Here is a 20,426-nt window from a genome sequence, read left to right as displayed (position 1 = left end):
CGAACTCCCTTCGAATCACCTTCCACCGACAGGACTCCCATGCCCGAATCGAACACTTACACCCCGCCCAAAATCTGGACCTGGGACAAGGCCAACGGCGGGCACTTCGCCAACATCAATCGCCCGATCGCCGGGGCAACCCACGAAAAAACGCTGCCGCGCGGCAAGCACCCGCTGCAGTTGTATTCGCTGGCCACGCCCAACGGCGTCAAGGTGTCGGTGATGCTGGAAGAATTGCTGGCCCTCGGCCATAGCGGCGCCGAATACGATGCCTGGCTGATCCGCATCAACGAGGGCGATCAGTTCGGCAGCGGGTTCATCGAAGTGAACCCGAATTCCAAGATCCCTGCCCTGCTGGACTGCAGCGGTCCGCAGCCGGTGCGGGTGTTCGAGTCCGGATCGATCCTGCTCTACCTGGCCGAGAAATTTGGCGCCTTGCTGCCGACCGATCCAGTCCGGCGCGCCGAATGCCTGTCGTGGCTGTTCTGGCAGATGGGCAGCACGCCCTTCCTCGGTGGCGGCTTCGGCCACTTTTACGTCTATGCGCCGAGCAAGATCGAATACGCCATCGACCGCTTCGCCATGGAGGTCAAGCGCCAACTGGACGTCCTCAACCGGCGGCTGGCGGAGAACCCCTACGTCGCCGGCAACGAGTACACCATCGCCGATATCGCCATCTGGCCGTGGTACGGTGCGTTGGCCAGAGGCCAGCTCTATGAGGCCGGTGAATTCCTGCAGGTGAAGGACTATACGCATGTGGTTCGCTGGGCCGATGAAATTGCCGAACGCCCGGCAGTGCACCGGGGCCGGATGGTCAACCGGGTGTCGGGGCCGCTCGACAGCCAGCTGCACGAGCGCCACGACGCGAGCGATTTCGCCAACCGAACGCAAGACAAGCTGCAGCCGCAATCATGATTGCCGGTAGCCGCTCCATGGAAGATTAAGATGCCCGCACACTCGCCCGAAGATCGCGCCATGGGCGCCTTGATGGGTGGCTTCATTGGCGACGCCCTCGCCCTCGGCCCCCACTGGTACTACGACCTGGACCAGATGCGGGCCGATTACGGCCCGTGGATCAGCGACTACACCGCACCCAAGCCGGGGCGCTATCACGCCGGCCGGAAGGCGGGACAGGCTTCGCAAGCGGGTATCCTGCTGCGGCTGACCGTGCAGTCGCTGGTCGATTGCGGCGGGTACGACGAAGCCGACTTTTGCCATCGCCTGGATACCGAACTGTTCCCGCTGCTCGACGGGACACCGATGAACGGGCCGGGCGGCTACACCAGCCAGTCCATCCGGGCGGCGTGGCATAAGCGGGTGAAAGCCGGATTGCCGTGGGGGCAGGTAGCGGGCAACGCGGACACCACCGAAGCCGCCGAGCGCATTCTGGCCATTGCGATCCGTTACGCGCTACGGCCGGCCGAACTGGCGTCGGCCGTTACCCGGAACACACAGCTGACACAGACGGATGGGACGGTGGTGGCGATGACCGTGGCCTACGGCGCGCTGCTCGGCATGCTGGTCGAAGGGCAGACCCTGGATTCCGGCATCTCGCGCAAACTAATGGCGCGGGTCAAATCGGGGGAACTGCCTTTCCACGCCGTCACCAGCGGCGATTTGCAAGCGCCGCAACCCGGACAGGCGGAACCATCCAGAGCCGGGCTTTTTCCGTCGCCGGATGCCCTGCTTGGCCCGTCGGCGATCGCCACTGCGGCGATCGATCCCGATATCCGCATCGAGCCGGCCTGGAAGGTTTCGCTGGTTTATGGCCTGCCCTGCGCGGTCTATCACCAGTTTCCCGCCGCTTACTATCTGGCCGCACGCTTTCATGACGACTTCGAGTCCGCCGTGCTGAATGCGGTGAACGGCGGGGGGCAGAACCAGGCACGTGCCATCCTCACTGGCGCCCTGGCCGGCGCGCAAACCGGTCTTTCGGGAGTTCCCCAACGCTTCCTGGAGGGTCTGGAAAACAGCGGAGAGTTGCTGGATCTGGCCAGGCGACTGGCTGAACAGATGGTCCATTAGCCAGTCACCGGAAACTCGTCTGCCGTCTCAGTTATCGACCGTTGAAGCGGCCTTGGCCCGCGCCTGGTGCACCTTCCGGTAGCTGTCGATCAGGCGTTGGTGCCGGTCCAGCCCTTCCAGTTTCAGGCTGGTCGGCGTCAGGCCGAAGAAGCGCACACTGCCGTCCACCGATCCTATCGCCGCGTCCATGCGGGGATCACCGAACATGCGGCGGAAGTTGGTCTCGTAATCGGCCAGTTCCAGCTCGTCGTCGAGCACCACCTCGAGCACCACGTCCAGGGCCTGGTAGAACAGGCCGCGCTCGACGGTATTCTCGTTGTATTGCAGGTAGGCTTTGACCAGTTCCTGCGCCGCTTCGAATTCCTGCAAGGCGAGATTGATCAGCAGCTTCAACTCCAGAATGGTCAATTGGCCCCAGTCGGTGTTCTCGTCAAACTCGACGCCGATCAGCGTGATGATGTCGGTGTAGTCGTCCAGCTCGCTGTCTTCCAGCCGTTCGAGCAGCGCTTCCAGGGCGTTATCGTCCAGGCTGTGCAGATTCAGGATGTCGGCGCGGAAGTGCAACGCCTTGTTGGTGTTGTCCCAGATCAGGTCCTCCACCGGATAGATTTCCGAATAACCGGGTACCAGGATGCGGCAGGCCGTAGCGCCGAGCTGGTCATAGACCGCCATGTACGCTTCCTTGCCCATGCCGGCGAGGATGCCGAACAAGGCGGCGGCCTCGTCGGCATTGGAGTTTTCGCCGTGGCCGGAAAAGTCCCACTCGACGAAGTCGTAATCGGCCTTGGCGCTGAAAAAGCGCCACGACACCACGCCGCTGGAATCGATGAAGTGTTCGACGAAGTTGTTCGGCTCGGTGACGGCGTTGCTCTCGAAGGTCGGCCGCGGCAGGTCGTTGAGCCCCTCGAAACTGCGCCCCTGCAGCAGCTCGGTCAGGCTGCGCTCGAGCGCCACCTCCGGGCTGGGATGCGCGCCGAAGGAGGCAAACACGCCGCCGGTGCGCGGGTTCATCAGGGTCACGCACATCACCGGGAATTCGCCGCCCAGCGAGGCGTCCTTGACCAGCACCGGGAAGCCCTGCTTTTCCAGTTCCGCTATGCCGGCGACGATGCCGGGGTATTTGGCCAGCACCTCGGCCGGCACGTCGGGCAGCGCGATTTCGCCTTCGAGGATTTCGCGTTTGACCGCGCGCTCGAAAATTTCCGACAGGCACTGCACCTGCGCTTCAGGCAAGGTATTGCCGGCGCTCATGCCGTTGCTGAGGAACAGGTTGTCGATCAGGTTGGTCGGAAAATAAACCGTTTCGCCGTCCGACTGGCGGACATAGGGCAGCGTGCAGATGCCGCGCTCGGTATTGCCGGAGTTGGTGTCGTAGAGGTGCGAAGCGCGCAGCTCGCCGTCCGGGTTGTAGATTTCCAGGCAATAGTCGTCGAGCAGGCCCTTGGGCAGCGCATCCTTCTTGCCCGGCTTGAACCAGCGTTCTTCCGGGTAATGCACGAAGGCCGCGTTGCCGATTTCCTCGCCCCAGAACTGGTCGTTGTAGAAATGGTTGCAGTTCAGGCGCTCGATGTATTCGCCCAGCGCCGAGGCCAGCGCGCTTTCCTTGGTCGATCCCTTGCCGTTGGTGAAGCACATTGGCGAGTGCGCATCGCGAATATGCAGCGACCAGACGTTGGGCACCAGATTGCGCCACGAGGCGATCTCAATCTTGATGCCGAGGCCGGCCAGAAAGCCCGACATATTGGCGATGGTCTGCTCCAGCGGCAGGTCCTTGCCGGCGATATAGGTCTGCGCTTTCGAATCCGGATTCAGGGTCAGCAGGGCCTGCGCGTCGGCATCGAGATTCTCGACTTCCTCGATCACGAACTCGGGCCCGGTCTGCACCACTTTTTTCACTGTGCACCGGTCGATGGAACGCAGGATGCCCTCGCGGTCCTTGGCCGAAATATCCTCCGGCAGCTCGACCTGGATCTTGAAAATCTGCTGGTAGCGGTTTTCCGGATCGACGATGTTGTTTTGCGACAGGCGGATGTTGTCTGTCGGGATGTTGCGCGTGGTGCAGTACAGCTTCACGAAGTAGGCCGCGCACAAGGCCGACGACGCCAGGAAGTAGTCGAACGGCCCCGGCGCCGAGCCGTCGCCCTTGTAGCGGATGGGCTGATCGGCGATGACCGTGAAGTCGTCGAACTTGGCCTCGAGACGCAGCTTGTCGAGAAAATTGACCTTGATTTCCATGCGGGACTTCCAAAATAGCGTTCAAAACAAAACGGCCGCTATTATCGGTTTTTCCCGACGGAAAAACCGTGCTTCCCAGCAGCTCAAGGAAACAAGCGACGCTTCAGCCGCCAAACACCTTCTTGAGCGTGTCGAAAATCGATTTGAGCGGCGATTCTTCGACATCCAGCGCCTTGACCCCCTCGTCGCCCTTGAATTCGTCGTACAGCCAGTCGCCGTCGACAAAGGAGACACCCGGCGGCGGCTTTCTTTCGTTGGGCGGCTTACCGGACAGCGCCTGGCGCATGTAGTCGATCCAGATCGGCAAGGCCAGGGTGGCGCCGAATTCGCGGCCGCCCAGCGATTTGGGCTGGTCGTGCCCCATCCACGACACCGCCACGACGTTGCCGGAATAGCCGGCAAACCAGCCGTCGACCGCATTGCTGGTGGTGCCGGTCTTGCCCGCCAGGTCGTACCGCCCCAGGCGCTGGCTGGCCGCGGCGCCGGTGCCGCTCCTGACCACCTCGCGCAGCATGCTGTCCATGATGAAAGCGTTGCGCGGGTCGATGGCGCGTTGCTCGTCCTCCCGGGCCGGCGGCGGTGGCGCCTCCCACAGCACATTGCCGCGAGCATCGGTGATTTTCTGGACCAGCCGGGGCGTGACCCGGTAGCCGCCATTGGCGAAGACCGCGTAGGCGCCAGCCATCTGCAGCGGGGTGACCGAGCCGCTGCCCAGGGTCATGGTCAGATTGGCCGGATGCTTGGCGGCATCGAAGCCGAAGCGCTGCAGATAGTCGCGCGCATAGTTGGGCGAAATGGCTTGCAGCAGGCGGACGGCAACCACGTTCTTCGAGCGTGCCAGGGCCTGGCGCAGGGTCATCGCGCCGTCGAAGCCGTCATCGTTTTTCGGCTCCCAGGGCTGGCCGTTTTCGCCGCCGGGCAGCGACAGCGGCGCGTCGTTCATCAGGGTGGCCGGCGAAAAGCCCTTCTCCAGCGCCGCCGAATAGACGAAGGGCTTGATGCTCGACCCCGGCTGGCGCCAGGCGTTGGTGACGTGGTTGAACTGGTTGCGGGAAAAATCGAAGCCGCCGACCATGGCCCGGTAGGAACCATCCTCGGCATTCAAGGCGACGAAGGCGGCATCGACTTCCGGCATCTGGCTGATAGACCACCGGCCTTTGCCGTCCTGGCTGGCGCGGATCACCGAACCGACGCGGATTTTGGCATCGACCTTGGCGTTCGGCTGCAGGGCGCGGGCGGCAAAACGCAGCCCTTCGCCCTTGATTTCGATGGTGTCGCCGGAGGCGGGTTCGGCCCGGACCAGTTTGGGTGAGACTTCGGTAACGACGGCGGAAATCAGGTTGTCGCTGCTCGGATGCTTGGCCAGGATACGGTCGATGGCATCTTCCTGCTCGTCGGCATCGGACGGCAGGTCAACGAAACCTTCCGGCCCACGGTAGCCGTGGCGCTGGTCGTAGGCCAGCACATTGCGCCGCACCGAGTCGTAGGCCGCGTTCTGTTCGGCCTTGTCGAGCGTGGTGTAAACGTTCAAACCCTGGGTGTAGGCATCGCCCTTGTATTGCGCATAGAGCTGCTGGCGGACCAGTTCGGCGACATAGTCGGCATGGGCCTCGAATTGCAGGCTGCGGCTGATCTTGAGCGGCTGGTTGGCGGCCTCGGCGTATTGCGCCTGGGTGATCTTGCCCAGTTGCAACATGCGCTTCAGGACGAGTTCCTGACGGGCCTTGGCGCGTACCGGGTTGACCGCCGGATTGCGCTTGGCCGGGTTCTGCGGGATGCCGGCCAGCATGGCCGCTTCGGCCAGGGTCAGCTCCGGGAGACGCTTGTTGAAATAGGTTCGGGCCGCGGCGGCAAAGCCATGCGTGCGCTGGCCGAGGTAGATCTGGTTCATGTACAACTCGAGGATCTGGTCCTTGCTCAAGGCCGATTCGATGCGATAGGCCAGCACCACCTCGGTCAATTTGCGCCTGACGGTCTTTTCCTGCGACAGGAAGAAAGCGCGCGCCACCTGCATGGTGATGGTCGACGCGCCCTGGCGGAAGCCGCCGGTCAGATCGGCGACCAGCGCGCGCAGGACGCCGCGGTAATCAACGCCGCTATGCTCGTAGAAGCGCGAATCCTCGATTGACAGCAAGGCATCCTTCAGGACCGGGGGAATTTCCTTGATCGGCGTGAAGTCCCGGTGTTCGTCGCCAAACTCGCCGAGCAGCGCACCGTCGGCGGTATAAACCCGCAAGGGAATCTTCGGGCGATAGTCGGTCACGACGTCGAATGAGGGCAGGCTGGGCAGGACGGTCAGCAACATGGCGATGATCAGCACCAGCACCGCCAGCGCGCCATCGGCGCCCAGCGCCAGCAGGGTACGCCGCAGGTCCTTGCGGTAACTGGCGGTGGCAAAGGGCAAGGCAAGAAAGTTGACGACTGTCGAAATGAAACTCACGCGCTAAATCCTGGCTGAAGCGCCACGTTGGGCGATTGAGGCGCTGGCTGGCCAGTCACCAAAAATGCGTAGTTTAGTCGCAACGGCGACGAGAAAGCTGCCACCAAGACCACCTTGCAGCGAGGTCGAGGCCGGGCCCATTCGCAGATGCGCACCACCGGGTTGTATGGCAGATGCGGCCAGGGAACCGAAAATCGATAGCGCAATCTAATCCCGCAACAATGAAGGGGGGATTATGGAATCTTTCGCTCGCGTTTGCCGGGTTTCCATGTTGTCGGTTATTTCCGCACCTTTTGCATTTGCTAACGAAGGCACTGCCGCCAGAAGCCACCGGAGATAATTTTCATGAACGCCCTTCTCGCCCCGGCCATTGCCCTGCTGAATCGCCTCAGCTTTCGGGGAAAATTTTCGGTTATCAGTGTCTGCGTCGTATTGGCGCTCATTTTCCTTGGTACGTCGCTCGGCTCGAAACTCTGGGATGAGGTCCGGGCGACGCGCAACGAGCAAGCCGGCCTGGCGCTCCTGCAACCGACATTGCACGCCTTGCAGGAGGTACAACGGCATCGCGGCTTGATGGTCGGCGTTCTGTCCGGCAAAAGCGAATTGAAAAGCCAGGCGGACGCTGCAGCCAATCAAGTCAAACAATGGATGGACAAGGCCGAATTCGTTTTGAATGGCAATCCGGTGTTAAAGCCGACCGCCGCAAAATGGAAGGAAATCCGCACCGAATGGGAGCAACTGGTCGCCAATGGCCACAGCATGGACGCCACAGAGAATCGCAAGGGGCATCGTATCGTCATCGAGCATCTGCTGGATTACATTGATGACGTCGTCAACGAATCCGGCCTGCTGCTGGACAGCGAGGCGGATGGCTACTACATGATCGACGCCACCCTGGTCCGCTTGCCTGATTTGATCGAGCGCATCGGAAAAATGCGCGCCACGGGAAACCAGATGCTGAGCAAAAAGGATGCATCGGATCAGGACAGGGAGGATTTGATGGCCCTCGTGGTGACCAGCGAGGCGCGCTATCAAAACGTCATCCGGGCACTCAAGAGAGCCGGCGCCAACCGGGCCGCAGTGGCGGCCAGCGTCAGCCAGCTGGAGCAGGATACGGGTCCGAAACTCACCTGGCTGATGCAAACCGCGCGGCGGGACATTCTTTCCGGGAAATACCAGACGCCCGCCGAGGAGTGGTTTTCACAGTCGACCGCCACCATCGACGCGATGTATCGCAATGCGTTCGAGCAGTTCCTGCCCGAGCTGGATAACCTGATGGCGTCTCGCGAAGCCCGTTTGATGCGCACTTTCTCCGTCACCGTGATGATCGCCGTCGGCGTGGCCTTGCTGATCATGTATCTGCTGGCCGCGGTTTCTTCCGCAATCGGCGGCGCCGTGACGAATCTGGCGCGCAGCGCCGAGCAAATTGCGCAGGGCGATCTCACTGTCCGTGTATCCCTGGCAACCCAGGATGAACTGGCTAGAGTGGCCAATGCATTCAATCAAATGCGCGAATCGATTGCGTCGCTGTTGAAAAATACCCGCAAGACTGCCGATGAACTGTCGACCGCGGCGGATCATCTCGCCGTTTCCTCCGGCGAGGTGGCGCAAAGCTCGTCGAGCCAGAGCGATGCCGCATCGGCCATGGCTGCGGCAGTCGAACAGATGACCGTGGGCATCAACCATATCTCGGTCAATGCGCAGGAGGCGCAGGGCGAGGCCAGTACCGCCGGCCGGCTTTCGACAGAGGGCGGCGAAGTCATGCGCGAAACCATCGAGGACATCAACCGGATTTCCGACGTAGTGCAGCGCTCAGCCGCGATCATCCGCAGCCTGGGGGATCACTCGGCCCAGATTTCGACGATCGTCGGGACGATCAAGGACATCGCCGACCAGACGAATCTGCTGGCGCTGAATGCCGCCATCGAGGCCGCCCGCGCCGGCGAACAAGGCCGAGGATTTGCCGTCGTGGCCGATGAAGTGCGCAAACTTGCCGAACGCACGACGCACTCGACCCAGGAAATTGCCAGCATGATCGGCGGGATCCAGGACAGTTCCAAACAGGCCGTGATGGCCATGGCCGAAGGCGTGGATCGGGTCAGCGAAGGCGTGCTGCGCGCCGGTCAGGCCGGTGAAGCGATCGAGCAGATTCGTAGCGGCTCGGGGCGTACGGTCGATGCGATCAATGAGATCAGTGACGCCCTTCGCGAGCAAAGTGCGGCCAGCACCGAAATTGCGCAGCGCGTCGAGGGGATCGCCCAGATGGCCGAAGAAAACAGCGCCACGTCGCAGATCACCGCGCAGACGGCGCACCACCTGAAAGACTTGGCCAGCCGGCTGGAAAACGATATCGATCTGTTCAGGCTGGACTAAGTCCGGCCTTCCGCCGCGCCGCCCAGCATCCTGACCTCGTATTGCGGCAGAGCCAGGGCGATGTTCTTCGCCGAGAACAGATCAAGGATCGCCTTGTTGACCTCGCTGATCGCCGCATCGTAATCCGGCACCTTGACCCAGGGGCAAACGCTGATGTTCACGCTGGATTCGGACAATCGACTAACCCCGACGCTGGGCGCCGGGTCCTGCAGAATCCGGGGATTGGCGCTCAGGATTTCGCCGATCAAGGCCAGGGCGGCATCGACATCGGCGCGGTAAGAAATGCCCACGGCAATATTGGGTCGCCTGATCTGCCCGTAATTGTGCAGAATCTCGCCGACGATCTTGCGGTTGGGAATCACCACCCGCGACAGATCGGGGTGGCCCAGCGTGGTGCTGAACAGGCTGATGTCGAGGACTTCCCCCTCCTCCTTGGCGATGGAGATGTAATCGCCGACATGGAAGGGCCGGGTAAAGATGATGCTCAGCCCTGCCACGATATTGCCGAGTATCCCCTGCATGGCCAATGCGACACCGGCCCCCGCCACGCCCAGGCCGGCAATCAGCGGCAACAGCTCGATCCCCAGATTCTGCAAGGCCATGATGGCGAAAACGGCCAGGACGCAAATCTGGGCGATGCGCACGAGCAGCGAGCGCACCGGAATCTCGAGCTTCAGGCGCAGCAGCAGACGCTCGAGAACACGCCCCACCCAGCGCCCGACCATGTATCCGGCACACATGATGAGCACGGCGACGACGAGTTTCGGGCCGAAGCGCACGGCCATATCCAGGGCGGATGCCCTGATCTGATCGAGCGACTGTAGTGAAGTGTCCATGGCAGGGTTCCTTTACTTTAGAGCAGTTCGAGTGACTGGCCGCAACTCACACCGGCCACTGGCAACGCAGGGGCTCAACGACAGACTCGGAGGTATCAGTTTTGAGAAAAACGTAAACATCGATTTTCCAAATCTTCCCGAAGCTGAGAGCAAAACCGGCATTCGGTATTGAAAATCTCCGGCCTTAGCGGATACGTCGAGATGGCATGAAATTTGCTTAAACACCACGGCAGCTTTATACCAACAGACTACCGTCCAATATATGGTCACCTTATTGAAGACAGGCAATAGCCAAGTCGATGAACAACATTCGGTAATGCAGGACTGCTTGTCCGATCTGGCAGCCCATCTTGATGGACCTTGCGACAATGCAGCCTTGCTGGTTTCTCTAGAAGCACTACATGACTATGCCGATTGGCATTTTACCTTTGAAGAAAGATTGTTAGAGCGGGCAAAGTACCCTTGGCAAATCGATCATGTCGCCGAGCACCGGGCCATCATCGATCAAATCAATACCTTGCGCGACAAACTCGCTACTGGAAACGTTGATATGAAGCGACTGATTCCTGTGATCAGCCACTGGATCGTCGACCACGTCAATAATGAAGATATGCGAGCAGTCAAATACATTGAAGATGTGCAGACTGGCACCACCCAAGTGAAGCATAGGCCTAAGGAAGGTTCGCTGCTTCTTTAACGATCCGAATTCCGGATCGCCATGGCCTTACGGAAACGTCCAAGCAGGCCGGCTTGAGCGGCGTCCCAACGGCTGGTTTGGCCGAACATCAGCCCGCCCCGCCCGCCTCCCCGGCAAACCATCCCTCGAGGAACTCGACGCAAACCCGCAGCCGGGCCGAGGTCGATAGCCGGGACGGATAGACCGCCCACACATCAGCCTCCTGCACGTAGTCCGGCAGGATGCGGACGAGGCGGCCGCTGGCGATGTCGGCGGCGGCATCCCACAGCGAGCGCAGGATGATGCCGTGGCCGTCCACCGCCCACTGGCGGACGATTTCGCCGTTGTTGGCGGAAAGCGGGCCGCCGACGCGGATGGTCTCCATGCCCTGCGGTCCGCTCAGGTTCCAGCGGCCGAATTCCTGGTCCCGCTCGCGGATGGCGATGCAGTGGTGGGCCTTCAGCTCATCCAGGCGAACCGGCGTTCCCCGCTCGGCAAGGTAGGCCGGGGCCGCGCACAGAATGCGATGGTTGCGGGCGATGCGCCGGGCCATGACATTGCCTTCGCTCACCGCCCCCAACCGCACGTCGAGCTGAAAGCCCTCTTCCACCAGGTCTACCGGGCGATCGAACAGTTCGACCTGGATTTCCAGCGCCGGGTATTGCCGGGCCAGGGCGGAGAGCGCCGGGGCCAGCCGGTTGCGGCCGAAGCCGAGGCTGCTGCAGATGCGCAGCAAGCCGGCCGGGGCGGCGCGTTCCAATGACAGGGCCTCGCCCATCTGGTCGACGTCGTCGAGGATGCGCTGCGCCCACTGGTGCACGATGTCGCCCTGGGCAGTGAGCGTGACGCGGCGCGTCGTGCGGTGCAGCAAGGTGGCGTGCACCGCCACTTCGAGCAGGGCCATGCGCTTGCTGACCACGGCCTTGGAAATGCCCAGCTCGCGGGCCGAGGCGGCGAAGCTGCCGAGGCGGACTACGGTACAGAACAGGCGAAGGTCTTCCAGTTGCGGTTTTATGTTCACGATTCGTGTCCGTAATGGCTACATTTTCGGTAATTGTTTATTTATTCGTAGCCAGTATTCTTTCCGGCATGCCCTCACCCGTCAATGCTCACCCGGAGATTCCCATGAAGACACATCGCATCGCCGTCATCGCCGGCGACGGCATCGGCCAGGAAGTGATGCCCGAAGGCTTGCGCGTGCTCGAGGCCGCCGCCCGCCGCTACGACCTCGGGCTCGAATTCACCCATTTCGACTGGGCGCACTGCAACTACTACCTGCAGCACGGCCAGATGATGCCGGACGACTGGTACGCGCAACTGAAGGATTTCGATGCCATCTATTTCGGCGCCGTCGGCTGGCCGACCACGGTGCCCGACCACATCTCGCTGTGGGGTTCGCTGCTCAAGTTCCGCCGCGAGTTCGACCAGTACGCCAACGTCCGCCCGGTGCGCCTGATGCCCGGCATCCCCTGCCCGCTGGCCAACAAGCAGGTCGGCGACATCGATTTTTACGTCATCCGCGAGAACACGGAAGGCGAATACTCGTCCATCGGCGGCCGCATCTTCGAAGGCACCGAGCGCGAAACGGTGATCCAGGAATCGATCTTCACCCGCCACGGCACCGACCGCATCCTGAAATTCGCCTTCGACCTGGCGCAGACGCGGCCGAAAAAGCATGTCACCTCGGCCACCAAGTCGAACGGCATCGCCATCAGCATGCCCTACTGGGACGAGCGCCTGGAAGCGATGGCCGGGCATTATCCCGAGGTGCGCTGGGACAAGTACCACATCGACATCCTGACCGCCCGTTTCGTGCTCAGCCCGGAACGCTTCGACGTGGTCGTCGCCTCCAACCTGTTCGGCGACATCCTGTCCGACCTCGGCCCGGCGTGCACCGGCACCATCGGCATCGCACCGTCGGCCAACCTCAATCCGGAACGCACCTTCCCGTCGCTGTTCGAGCCGGTGCACGGCTCGGCGCCCGACATTGCCGGCCAAGGCATCGCCAACCCCATCGCCATGACCTGGTCGGGGGCCATGATGCTCGACTTCCTCGGCAACGGCGATGCCCGCTACAAGGCCGCCCACGATGCCATCATGCAGGCCATCGAACACGTCCTGGTGGCCGGCCCGCGCACGCCGGACATGGGCGGCACGTCGAACACCGCCGACCTCGGCCAGGCGATTGCCGCCGTGCTGGCCAGCGGAGCCTGACCGCCGGCCGATGAACGCCTTCCTGCATCACCTGGCGCTCGGCGCCCCGCTCTTCGCCCTCATTCTCACCGGCTACCTGCTGATGCGCGTCGGCGGCTGGCCGAAAGCCATGGCGCAGCACCTGACCACCTTCGTGTTCAGCGTCGGCCTGCCGGCCATGCTGTTCCGGATGATGAGCGACCTGTCGCAACTGCCGCCGGTGGACGGCCGGCTGCTGATCGCCTTCTTCGGCGCCGGGCTGATCGTTTTCGCGGTCGGCCGGCTGATTGCGTGGAAAGCCTTCGGGCTGGATGGCATCGGGCAGTCGGTGTTCGGCGTCGGCTGCATCTTCTCCAACAACATCATGCTCGGCCTGCCGCTGGCCAAGGCCTCGCTGGGCGACCGCGCCATTCCGTCGGTCGCCCTCGTCCTCGTCTTCAACGCGCTGATCCTGTGGAGCCTGGTGAGCTTGTCAGTTGAATGGCACCGCCACGGCAGCCTGTCGTTCAAGGGCTTCCGCGACACGCTGAGGGGCGTGCTGCGCAACCCGATTATCCTCGCCATCCTGGCCGGCAGCGCCTTCGGGCTGACCGGCGCCAGCCTGCCGGAAATCATCGACAGCCCGCTCAAGATGCTCGGCGGGACCGGCATGCCGCTCGCCCTCGTCGCCCTTGGCATGAGCCTGGCCGACTACGACCTGAAGTCCGAATGGCGGCTCAGCCTAGCCATCGCCCTGCCCAAGCTGCTGCTTCTGCCGCTAGTGGTGCTCGGCCTGGCCAAACTGATCGGCCTGCCGGCGCTGGAAACCCAGGTCGTCGTGCTGCTCGGCTCCATCGGCCTGGGCGCCAACGTCTTCCTGATGGCCAAGCAATTCAAGGCGGTGGAAGGCGGCATCGCCGGCGCATTGATCATTTCCACCATCTGTTCGGCGGTCACGACGCCGCTGTTGCTGGCGATCACGGCTCACGGCTGGCTTTGACGCAGTTTCCTGCATCGCTTCCTGAGCCAGATCAAATCGCCGCCGAATAACCTAGTATTACACTCAACATTAGCCGGCAAATTGGGGCCGCTGACAGCAAGGTGATGGCAATGAGTGAGAAACCGACATTCTTCAAATCTTCGGACATGGCGAAGAAGTTTCCCTTGCACCCCAAGCACCCAGAACGCACCTGCTGGGGCTGCGACAAGTACTGCTCGGTGAATTCCCTGCAATGCGGCAACGGCTCCGGCCGCACCCAGCACCCCGCCGAAATGCTCGGCGACGACTGGTACCAGTGGGGAGATTGGGGTATCGCCCCAGACGCTGAATCGGCCGAGCCGGCCAAGGATGCAGACGCGGCTAGCGGAAGTTGAAATCCGCAGACTACCGCTAGTTACGCCGGCGCTGCCGGTGTCGGCCTACCCGCCCTGGGCAGCCGCCCTTTCCCGCTCGATGCGCTCGGTCACATCGCGGGCCATCGCCACCGAGCCGAGCGTTGTTCCCGCCGCATCGACAACCACGGCGAAGCTCATTTCGACGTATAGCTTGCTGCCCGCCTTGTGCTCGGCCCGGGTCAGGGTTGGACGGCCGTGCAGGCGCGTTGTGCCGCTCGCCATGGCAGCGTCGAAACCGCGCCAGTGCGCCGCGCGCAGGCGTTCGGGGATGATGATGTCCAGGCTCTGGCCGAGCGCTTCATCGGCGGCATAGCCGAACATGGCGGTAGCCGCGGCGTTCCAGCGCTCGATCACGCCGTCGCGGTTGGAATAGATGACCGCATCGGCTACCTGTTCGACAATCAGATCACCGAGTTGGGCGAGTGGCTGGCTATCCATGGTTTCCTCCCATCACATCCTGACCAAGGGCTGCTCGACGCGCATCGCCGGAACGAGCCCTTGCGGATTCGCCAGCAGATCGGCCAGCGTGTAGCCGTCCAGCACTAGGAACAGGGCTTTGACCGCCTCGTCGAGAATGCCGCTCAGAGAGCACGCACCCCGAATCCGGCACGGCGCGTCGCCGGACCGACAGTCGACCAGGGTGAAATCGCTTTCGGTATGGCGGATCACATCGCCGAGCACGATGTCCTGCGCCGCCAGGGCCAGCCGCATCCCTCCGCCCTTACCGCGCACCGTCTCGATAAAGCCGCTGCGCCCTAGTTGATGGACGACCTTCATCAGGTGGCTTTCGGAAATGCCATGACCGGCCGCGATCTCGGCAATCGTGGCCAGGCGGTCCGGGCGTGCCCCGAGGTACATCAGGACACGCAGGCTGTAGTCAGAAAACGTACTCAAGCGCATGAGGGTTTATAAGATACATTTAATATATTGCTTATAACCGAGGAGCTTGTTAGGATCAAGACCCATTCCATTTATAACTTATGGCCGACGCCCGGTGCAACCAGTGCGGATTGCCATGATCGCCCCAATGTCGAAGCCGTCTGCCCCCAGAAAAGTCATTGAAATCAAGCAAGTCACCGACCCGGATTCCAAGGTTTATCCACGTTCGATCAGCGGCCCGTACACCCGCTGGCGCTGGGTTTGCGTCTGGCTGACCCAGATCGTCTTCTACGGCGTGTGCTGGCTGCAGTGGCATGGCCGGCAGGCGGTGTTGTTCGACATCGACAACCGCAAGTTCTATTTCTTCGACCTCGTGCTGTGGCCGCAGGACACCATCTACCTCGTCCTGCTGATGATCCTCGGCGCGCTGGCGCTCTTCCTGTTCACCGCCATCGCCGGGCGATTATGGTGCGGCTACGCGTGCCCACAAACCGTATACACCGAAATCTTCCTGTGGTTCGAGAAGATGATCGAAGGCGAACGGCCGCAGCGGATCAAGCTCGACGCCGCGCCGTGGTCGGCCCGCAAGCTGGCGATCAAGAGCGCCAAGCACGCGACCTGGGGGCTGTTCTCGCTGTGGACCGGCATCACCTTCGTCGGCTATTTCATGCCGATCCGCGAACTGATGCACGACATCGTCACCTTGTCGCTCGGCGCCTGGTCGGCTTTCTGGATGGTGTTCTACGCTTTCGCCACCTACGGCAACGCCGGCTTCCTGCGCGACCAGATGTGTCGGCAGATCTGTCCGTACGCCCGCTTCCAGTTCGTGATGCTCGACCCGGACACGCTGATCATCGCCTACGACACGGTGCGCGGCGAATCGCGCGGCACCCGCTCCAAGGGCGCCGATCCGCGTGCCCTCGGCCTGGGCGATTGCGTGGACTGCGGCATCTGCGTCCAGGTCTGCCCGACCGGCATCGACATCCGCAACGGCCTGCAGAACGAATGCATCGGCTGCGCCGCCTGTATCGACGCCTGTGACCAGGTCATGGACAAGATGAACTACCCGCGCGGCCTGATCCGCTACTCGACCGAAAACGCGGTCAGCATGCGCTACACGCCGATGGAGATCCTGCGCCGCGCCGCCCGGCCGCGCGTCATCATCTATACCGCCATCCTGACCCTGCTCACCGCCGCCACCGCTTGGTCGCTGGCCACCCGCATCCCGCTGAAGGTCAATATCCTGAAGGACCGCAACGTACTGTCGCGGGAGGCCGATGACGGCTCAATCGAGAACATCTATCGCCTGCAGATCATGAACACCGGCGATCAGAAGCGGACCTTCCGCATCAAGATCGGCGGCATCGACGGCATCCGGCTGGAAGGCGACGATCAGGTCACCATCGCCGGTGGCGAAATCGGCACCCAGACGGCGGTGGTCAAGGCCGATGCCGGGGCAACGGCCAGCGGCGCCACCGCTATCACCTTCGACGTCGCCGACGTGGCGGATAGCAGCGTCGCCGTCACCGAACGCTCGAAGTTCTGGATGCCGTAACGGCCAAGCGAAGGACGATGTCCGCAAGGGCATCGTCCGCCCGCAGCCTGCCGCCTCGCTCACTCCTGCAGCTGCTTGACTACCCGTTTCATCGAGGTGCCTTCCGGATGCGGCAGGACTGAAAAGCCCAGGCTGGTCATCAAACGCAGCATTTTCTGGTTGTCGGACAAGACATCGCCGACCATAGTGCGGTAGGACTTTTCCCGGGCGCAATCCATGATCGCGCCCATCAAACGCCGGCCCAGGCCGCACTTCTGCCAGCGATCGTCGATCGCCAGGGCAAACTCCACCGATTCGCCATCCGGCGTCTGCGTGTAGCGGGCGCTGCCGACCTGCCGCTCCTTCCCATCCTGTCGAACGGTGGCGAGGAGGACCATTTCCCGGTCGTAATCGACCTGGGTGAAGCGCACGATCAAGCTGGGCGGCAATTCGCGGGTGGAATCCATAAAGCGGAAATAGCGCGCCTCGTCGGACAGGCCGTTGACGAATTCCTGCTTCAGCGTGGCGTCTTCCGGCCGCACCGGGCGGACGGTGATCACCGTTCCGTCGCGCATCGGCCACTCGCGGCACAGATGGGCGGGATACGGGTGGATGGCCATGTGGGCATAGCGGCCCCGGCCGGCATCGAGGGTGTGGTCGATGGCCATCCGGGCATGGGCGGCCACGGCACCGTTCTCGTCCACGATCAGTGGATTGATTTCCAGCTCCTTGATCCACGGCAGCTCGCAGATCATGTTCGAGACGCCGAGCAGTGTGTTCTCCACGGAGTGCACATCGGCGGCCGGCAAACCGTGGAATTCATGCAAGGTTTTCGCAACGCGGGTGGAGTCGATCAGGTTGCGGGCCAGGAAGCGATTGAGGGGCGGCAGCGCCACCGCCCGGTCGCGAAAGACCTCCCGGTGCTGGCCGCCGGCACCAAAGGAGATGACCGGACCGAACACCGGATCGCGAAAAACGCGGATCATCAATTCCCTGCCCTGCGGCCGGCTGCGATGGGCTTCGATGGCGACGCCGTTGACCGGCGCATCCAGGAATCGCCGGCGCGCGGTATCGACCACGTCCTGAAAGGCCAGGCGCACCGCGTCGATGCTGGCGATATTGAGCCAGCTGCCGCCGTCCTCGGCCGCGAATGGCAGGTTGGGCGCATCGACTTTCATATCCACCGGCAAGCCGATCTGCTCGGTGATGAACATGGCTTCGGTGGCGTTATGGGCGACCATGGCCGGCGGCACGGAAATGCCGAAGGAGTGCAGCAGGGTCCGGGTTTCCATCCCGGACAGCACCTGCCGATGCTCGCCGAGCAGCGCATCCATCAAGGGCTTGGCGTTGTTCGCACCGGCACGCTCCAGGTCGTGGCTGGCGCCGGGGGTCTGGAGCAGCAGCTTCTGGTTCTGGTAGTACTTGGAAATACTGTGAAACAGCTCGATCACCGTGTCCGGCGTCAGGAATACGGGAATGCCGGCGTCTTCGAGAATCCTGCGTGCTTCGGTCACCTGCCCGCCGCCCATGAAACAGCAGCACAGCGTGATGCGCTGATTGCGCACCAGGTCCACGATCCCGGCGGCGACCGCCTTGGGTTGCGCCATGGCGATGGGGGACAGCACGACGAGAATGGCATCGACGCTGGGGTCCTGGGCCAGCGCCTGAATGGCTTGCAGATAGCGCTCCGGCGTGGCGTCGCCGCCCAGATCGATAGGCACGCGACCGGCCCAGTCGTGCGGCACGAACTTCTTCATGGCCGAAACGGTATCCGGCGCCAGTTCAGGCAAGGGGATATCCAGGCTGCGGGCGCAATCGGCCGCCATGGCCGCCGGCCCGGTGCCGTTGCTGATGATGGCGAGCTGGTTGCCGCGCGGGTGAAAGCCAGAAGCAAGCGCCTGGGCGGCATGGAACAGCTGGCTGATGCTCTGCACGCGGACCACGCCGGCACGGCTCACTGCGGCGTCGAACACCGCGTCGTCGAGTTCGGCCCGCTCAGTGGCCGGTTCGATGAACGGATCCGCCCCGTGGTTCCCCGACTTGAACAGGATGACCGGTTTGACGCGTGCGGCGGAACGCAGGGCACTCATGAATTTGCGCGCATTCCTGACCCGCTCGACATGGAGAAGGATGTAGCGGGTCCGCTCGTCGGATACCAGGTAGTCGAGAATTTCCCCGAAATCCACATCCATGGCCGCGCCGAGGGCGACCGCCGATGACACGCCGATCTTGTTCATGGTGGCCCAATCCAGCACTGCGGCGCACATCGCGCCGGATTGGGTGACCAGGGCCAGGTCGCCGGGCAAGGCGGCAATCTCGGTGAAGGTTGCATTCAGGGAAATGCAGGGGCGCAGTATGCCCAGGGATTTGGGCCCGAGTATGCGCACGCCGAAGTTGCGGGCCGCATCCCTGATCCGCCTTTCCAGCGTCGCGCTGCTTCCCGCTGCACTCGCCGGGTTGGAAACCACGATCAGATTCTGCACCCCCGCTTTGCTGCATTGCTCGATGATCAGCGGAATGGTGCGCGGCGCAGTCGTGACGATGGCCAGATCGACGCGGCTGCCGATCTGATCGACCGCCGGCACGCAGGCTTGGCCAAGTATCTGGTCATGCCGGGGATTGACCGCCCACACTTTGCCCTTGAAACCGTTGGCTAGAATATTGCGGAGTATCACATGGCCGATGGAGCCTTCCTTCTCGGAGGCACCGATGATCGCCAGCGATTTCGGTTCGAGCAGGGAATGGAGATAGTGGGTACGCAGCATGGTCGGGGCCGGTAACAGTGGTTCAGTTACGATACCATTTTTTGTAAATTTTTATAATTTTTGTAACGCAATTACATCATCCGGCCCTAGGGCATCCCGCCTCCACCCCAACAGGCTTTTTCGGTACTAATCCCATCGCTGCTGGTAGGAGAAGGTCGGGAGCTTCCAGCTAAAGCGCAGCGCCAGCATGCGGAAACCGAAACCGGCAATGAAACACACCACCGTGTTGAGATCGGTGTCGATGCCGGACGACCGCAAGACGAGAAACAGCGCGCAAACGAAGAGTGACACGCTGGCATACAGCTCCCGGCAAAAAATCACGGGCACCTGATTGCACAGCACATCGCGCAGAACGCCGCCGCATATCCCGGTCAGCATGCCGGCCATGATGATGACAACGACGGGGTAATCCAGTTGCAGAGCCACATTGCAGCCAATGAGCGAAAAGGCAACCAGGCCGAGCGCATCCAGCATCAGGAAGATGCCTTTCAGGTGGTGCATGAATTTGGCGAGCACAGTCGTCGCCAAGCCGGCCAGAATGACCAGGTACACGTATTCCGGATGTTGCGTCCAGCCAATCGGGAAATTGCCGAGAACGACATCCCGGATGGTTCCCCCGCCCAGGGCAGTCACGAAGGCAATTACCGCCACGCCAAAGAAATCCATGTTGCGCCGGCCGGCAGCGAGCGCACCGGACATGGCTTCGGCGGTGATGGCGACCAGATAGACGACAAGCAGCAGGTTGAATTGCTTGCTGGCGAGAGGCTGAAAAACGAGGGCGAGACTATCGAACATCGGGAGGGACTCCGTCAAAAATCGGAAGACTCGAATCGAGTGCTTCCGTGACGCCTCTCCCCCTGTCCATTTACCTGAGAGTTTCGGCTCGACCAGAGCCTGCCCCTTCGGTGAGCTGCCAAGCAACAAGGTGCTCGCAACTACTCTCCAGCCGGCGAATCATTTCTGCAGTTCGGTATGCCTGAGCGATTATGGGAGTTTGCGCCTTCGGCGGAGCGTGGAAATCCACGGCTCTCTCTCCTGCAGATTGTTGGATTATCTTGACCCAGAGGACGGCCTGTCAATGAATTGCAGAACGTCA

Annotated in this window: 16 protein-coding genes and 1 riboswitch; of the genes, 8 read left to right on the top strand and 8 right to left on the bottom strand. The window is 62.3% G+C overall.

Annotated features, from left to right (window positions below):
- The first annotated feature begins 39 nt into the window (after window positions 1-39).
- Both yghU and LZ012_RS09535 read left to right on the top strand, forming a co-directional pair.
- The gene (yghU, locus tag LZ012_RS09540; RefSeq protein ID WP_275710106.1) at window positions 40-915 is read left to right on the top strand and encodes a glutathione-dependent disulfide-bond oxidoreductase; all 876 of its coding nucleotides are present in this window, start codon (window positions 40-42) and stop codon (window positions 913-915) included.
- Window positions 916-945: 30 nt separating this feature from the next.
- Window positions 946-2,025 (top strand): ADP-ribosylglycohydrolase family protein, encoded by a 1,080-nt coding sequence (locus LZ012_RS09535; protein WP_275710103.1) that lies wholly within the window; start codon window positions 946-948, stop codon window positions 2,023-2,025.
- A 27-nt stretch (window positions 2,026-2,052) separates the two neighbouring features.
- On the opposite strand, the gene LZ012_RS09530 is transcribed toward LZ012_RS09535, so the two are convergent.
- A complete protein-coding gene (locus LZ012_RS09530) occupies window positions 2,053-4,260 on the bottom strand; it encodes an OsmC domain/YcaO domain-containing protein (RefSeq protein WP_275710101.1) in 2,208 nt (735 codons plus the stop codon).
- A 103-nt stretch (window positions 4,261-4,363) separates the two neighbouring features.
- Complete coding sequence (locus LZ012_RS09525) at window positions 4,364-6,700, bottom strand: penicillin-binding protein 1A (protein WP_275710099.1); 2,337 nt, start codon at window positions 6,698-6,700, stop codon at window positions 4,364-4,366.
- A 345-nt stretch (window positions 6,701-7,045) separates the two neighbouring features.
- Between LZ012_RS09525 and LZ012_RS09520 the strand changes: the two genes are divergently transcribed.
- Window positions 7,046-9,073 (top strand): methyl-accepting chemotaxis protein, encoded by a 2,028-nt coding sequence (locus LZ012_RS09520; protein WP_275710097.1) that lies wholly within the window; start codon window positions 7,046-7,048, stop codon window positions 9,071-9,073.
- On the opposite strand, the gene LZ012_RS09515 is transcribed toward LZ012_RS09520, so the two are convergent.
- Window positions 9,070-9,909, bottom strand: a complete 840-nt coding sequence (locus LZ012_RS09515) for a mechanosensitive ion channel family protein (RefSeq protein ID WP_275710095.1) — start codon at window positions 9,907-9,909, stop codon at window positions 9,070-9,072. The genes LZ012_RS09520 and LZ012_RS09515 overlap by 4 nt on opposite strands.
- Window positions 9,910-10,171: 262 nt before the next feature.
- Here LZ012_RS09515 and LZ012_RS09510 point away from each other — a divergent pair, with 262 nt between their 5' ends.
- The gene (locus LZ012_RS09510; protein ID WP_275710092.1) at window positions 10,172-10,606 is read left to right on the top strand and encodes a bacteriohemerythrin; all 435 of its coding nucleotides are present in this window, start codon (window positions 10,172-10,174) and stop codon (window positions 10,604-10,606) included.
- An 88-nt stretch (window positions 10,607-10,694) separates the two neighbouring features.
- Here the strand turns inward: LZ012_RS09510 and LZ012_RS09505 are convergent, their stop codons facing one another.
- Complete coding sequence (locus LZ012_RS09505; protein WP_275710090.1) at window positions 10,695-11,606, bottom strand: LysR family transcriptional regulator; 912 nt, start codon at window positions 11,604-11,606, stop codon at window positions 10,695-10,697.
- 104 nt (window positions 11,607-11,710) lie between these two features.
- Here LZ012_RS09505 and LZ012_RS09500 point away from each other — a divergent pair, with 104 nt between their 5' ends.
- The 3 genes from LZ012_RS09500 to LZ012_RS09490 all read left to right on the top strand — a co-directional run bounded on the left by LZ012_RS09500 (window position 11,711) and on the right by LZ012_RS09490 (window position 14,131).
- Window positions 11,711-12,799: a tartrate dehydrogenase gene (locus tag LZ012_RS09500; protein ID WP_275710088.1), complete on the top strand. Its 1,089-nt coding sequence runs from the start codon at window positions 11,711-11,713 to the stop codon at window positions 12,797-12,799.
- Window positions 12,800-12,809: 10 nt separating this feature from the next.
- Window positions 12,810-13,757, top strand: coding sequence for an AEC family transporter (locus LZ012_RS09495; protein WP_275710086.1), 948 nt, complete (start codon window positions 12,810-12,812; stop codon window positions 13,755-13,757).
- Between the two features lie 146 nt (window positions 13,758-13,903).
- Entirely contained in the window at window positions 13,904-14,131 is a 228-nt protein-coding gene (locus tag LZ012_RS09490) for a DUF3079 domain-containing protein (RefSeq protein ID WP_275711755.1), read from the top strand.
- A 45-nt stretch (window positions 14,132-14,176) separates the two neighbouring features.
- Here LZ012_RS09490 and LZ012_RS09485 read toward each other — a convergent pair whose 3' ends face one another.
- Together LZ012_RS09485 and LZ012_RS09480 are read right to left on the bottom strand one after the other, a co-directional pair.
- Window positions 14,177-14,590: a PAS domain-containing protein gene (locus LZ012_RS09485; protein ID WP_275710084.1), complete on the bottom strand. Its 414-nt coding sequence runs from the start codon at window positions 14,588-14,590 to the stop codon at window positions 14,177-14,179.
- Between the two features lie 12 nt (window positions 14,591-14,602).
- Complete coding sequence (locus LZ012_RS09480; protein WP_275710082.1) at window positions 14,603-15,052, bottom strand: RrF2 family transcriptional regulator; 450 nt, start codon at window positions 15,050-15,052, stop codon at window positions 14,603-14,605.
- Window positions 15,053-15,179: 127 nt separating this feature from the next.
- On the opposite strand from LZ012_RS09480, the gene ccoG reads away from it, so the two are divergent.
- Window positions 15,180-16,586 carry a cytochrome c oxidase accessory protein CcoG gene (ccoG, locus tag LZ012_RS09475; RefSeq protein ID WP_275710080.1) on the top strand — a complete coding sequence of 469 codons (1,407 nt, stop codon included), beginning with the start codon at window positions 15,180-15,182 and terminating at the stop codon, window positions 16,584-16,586.
- Window positions 16,587-16,645: 59 nt separating this feature from the next.
- Here ccoG and LZ012_RS09470 read toward each other — a convergent pair whose 3' ends face one another.
- Both LZ012_RS09470 and LZ012_RS09465 read right to left on the bottom strand, forming a co-directional pair.
- Window positions 16,646-19,330, bottom strand: coding sequence for a bifunctional acetate--CoA ligase family protein/GNAT family N-acetyltransferase (locus LZ012_RS09470; protein WP_275710078.1), 2,685 nt, complete (start codon window positions 19,328-19,330; stop codon window positions 16,646-16,648).
- A gap of 126 nt (window positions 19,331-19,456) precedes the next feature.
- Window positions 19,457-20,125: a trimeric intracellular cation channel family protein gene (locus tag LZ012_RS09465; RefSeq protein WP_275710076.1), complete on the bottom strand. Its 669-nt coding sequence runs from the start codon at window positions 20,123-20,125 to the stop codon at window positions 19,457-19,459.
- 158 nt (window positions 20,126-20,283) lie between these two features.
- Window positions 20,284-20,378: riboswitch (glycine riboswitch) on the bottom strand.
- Window positions 20,379-20,426 lie beyond the last annotated feature (48 nt).

It is taken from the genome of Dechloromonas hankyongensis (genome assembly GCF_022012295.1).
Classification (GTDB): Bacteria; Pseudomonadota; Gammaproteobacteria; order Burkholderiales; family Rhodocyclaceae; genus Azonexus; species Azonexus hankyongensis.
This window is presented reverse-complemented; position numbering and strand designations above follow the sequence as displayed.

Coding starts and splice junctions, on each gene's coding strand:
- yghU (WP_275710106.1), top strand. CDS start 40: ATGCCCGAATCGAACACTTACACCCCGCCCAAAATCTGGACCTGGGAC.
- LZ012_RS09535 (WP_275710103.1), top strand. CDS start 946: ATGCCCGCACACTCGCCCGAAGATCGCGCCATGGGCGCCTTGATGGGT.
- LZ012_RS09530 (WP_275710101.1), bottom strand. CDS start 4,260: ATGGAAATCAAGGTCAATTTTCTCGACAAGCTGCGTCTCGAGGCCAAG.
- LZ012_RS09520 (WP_275710097.1), top strand. CDS start 7,046: ATGAACGCCCTTCTCGCCCCGGCCATTGCCCTGCTGAATCGCCTCAGC.
- LZ012_RS09515 (WP_275710095.1), bottom strand. CDS start 9,909: ATGGACACTTCACTACAGTCGCTCGATCAGATCAGGGCATCCGCCCTG.
- LZ012_RS09510 (WP_275710092.1), top strand. CDS start 10,172: ATGGTCACCTTATTGAAGACAGGCAATAGCCAAGTCGATGAACAACAT.
- LZ012_RS09500 (WP_275710088.1), top strand. CDS start 11,711: ATGAAGACACATCGCATCGCCGTCATCGCCGGCGACGGCATCGGCCAG.
- LZ012_RS09495 (WP_275710086.1), top strand. CDS start 12,810: ATGAACGCCTTCCTGCATCACCTGGCGCTCGGCGCCCCGCTCTTCGCC.
- LZ012_RS09490 (WP_275711755.1), top strand. CDS start 13,904: ATGGCGAAGAAGTTTCCCTTGCACCCCAAGCACCCAGAACGCACCTGC.
- LZ012_RS09485 (WP_275710084.1), bottom strand. CDS start 14,590: ATGGATAGCCAGCCACTCGCCCAACTCGGTGATCTGATTGTCGAACAG.
- LZ012_RS09480 (WP_275710082.1), bottom strand. CDS start 15,052: ATGCGCTTGAGTACGTTTTCTGACTACAGCCTGCGTGTCCTGATGTAC.
- ccoG (WP_275710080.1), top strand. CDS start 15,180: ATGTCGAAGCCGTCTGCCCCCAGAAAAGTCATTGAAATCAAGCAAGTC.
- LZ012_RS09470 (WP_275710078.1), bottom strand. CDS start 19,330: ATGCTGCGTACCCACTATCTCCATTCCCTGCTCGAACCGAAATCGCTG.
- LZ012_RS09465 (WP_275710076.1), bottom strand. CDS start 20,125: ATGTTCGATAGTCTCGCCCTCGTTTTTCAGCCTCTCGCCAGCAAGCAA.